This window comes from Halomonas sp. BM-2019 (genome assembly GCF_017584085.1).
On the sequence record NZ_CP071922.1, the window covers coordinates 804951 to 806227 of the forward strand.

The 1277-nt window shown below is 65.0% G+C and carries 1 protein-coding gene; it reads left to right on the forward strand.

All coding sequences use genetic code 11. From position 1 onward, the window contains the following. Window positions 1-154 precede the first annotated feature (154 nt). Window positions 155-1195 carry a benzoate 1,2-dioxygenase electron transfer component BenC gene (benC, locus tag J5F18_RS04145; protein ID WP_346301065.1) on the forward strand — a complete coding sequence of 347 codons (1041 nt, stop codon included), beginning with the start codon at window positions 155-157 and terminating at the stop codon, window positions 1193-1195. Window positions 1196-1277: the final 82 nt, after the last annotated feature.

Consider the following 1277-nt stretch of genomic DNA (forward strand, 5'->3'; position numbering starts at 1 on the left):
TTCGGGGCTTCCTTCTACACGCTGGACGTGTCGGGCGAGAGCCCGCTGATCACCCGCAAGGTAGTGCAACTCAACAACGACTATATCCACCAGGTCATCGACGTCTACCACATCTGACCGAGACACGATGGCCCGGTGCCGGAGGAAAACGACCATGAGCTACACCATTGCCCTCAACTTCGAGGACGGCGTCACCCGTTTCATCGGCTGCAAGGAAGGCGAAACGGTTCTCGACGCCGCCTACCGTCAGAAGGTCAACCTGCCGATGGACTGCTCCGACGGCGTCTGTGGCACCTGCAAGGGACACTGCGAGCAGGGCGAGTTCGACATGGGCGACGAGTATATCGAGGATGCGCTCTCCGACGAGGAGGCCGCTGAAGGCATGGTGCTGACCTGCCAGATGGTGCCGTCCAGCGACTGCGTCATCCAGGTGCCGGTGGCCTCCACCCTGTGCAAGACCCAGGTGGGCAAGGTCGAGGGAACGGTCGCCGCGGTCGAACAGCTCTCCGAGGACAGCATCGAGCTGGTGGTGGACCTGGATGAGGGGGCCGAGATCACCTTCCTGCCCGGCCAGTACGTGCATATCGACGTGCCGGGCACCGAGGCGCATCGCTCCTACTCCTTCAGCTCCCTGCCGGGCGAGCAGCGGGCCACCTTCCTGATCCGCAACATCCCCAACGGGGTGATGAGCGGCTATCTCGGCGACCGGGCCGCGGTGGGCGATCGCCTGACCCTCACCGGCCCGCTGGGCAGCTTCTACATTCGCGAGGTCACCCGCCCGGTGCTGATGCTGGCCGGCGGCACCGGCCTCGCGCCCTTCCTCTCCATGCTGGCCCAGCTGGTCCAGAAGCAGGAGGAAGGCAAGGGTGATGATCAGCCGATCCACCTGATCTACGGCGTCAACAAGGACGATCACCTGGTCAAGGTGGACGCCCTGGAGGCCTTCGCCGCCAAGCTGCCCAACTTCACCTTCGCCACCGTGGTGGTGGACGAGGGAAGCGAGCATCCGCGCAAGGGCTACGTGACCCATCACATGGACGCCGAGGTGATGCACGACGGCGACGTCGACGTCTATCTGTGCGGCCCGCCGCCCATGGTGGACGCCGTGCTCAAGCACTTCGACGCCGAGGGCATCGTGCCCCAGAGCTTCCACTACGAGAAGTTCACGCCCAACGAGGCGGGGAGCAAGTCATGAGCCCTGTTGCCAACCCGCGATTCGCCGGCAAGGTCATGGTGGTGACCGGCGCCGCCCAGGGCATCGGCAAGCGGGTCGCCGA

Bases quoted from the DNA above. Each gene is read 5' to 3' on its own strand.
- benC (WP_346301065.1), top strand. From the start codon at position 155: ATGAGCTACACCATTGCCCTCAACTTCGAGGACGGCGTCACCCGTTTC.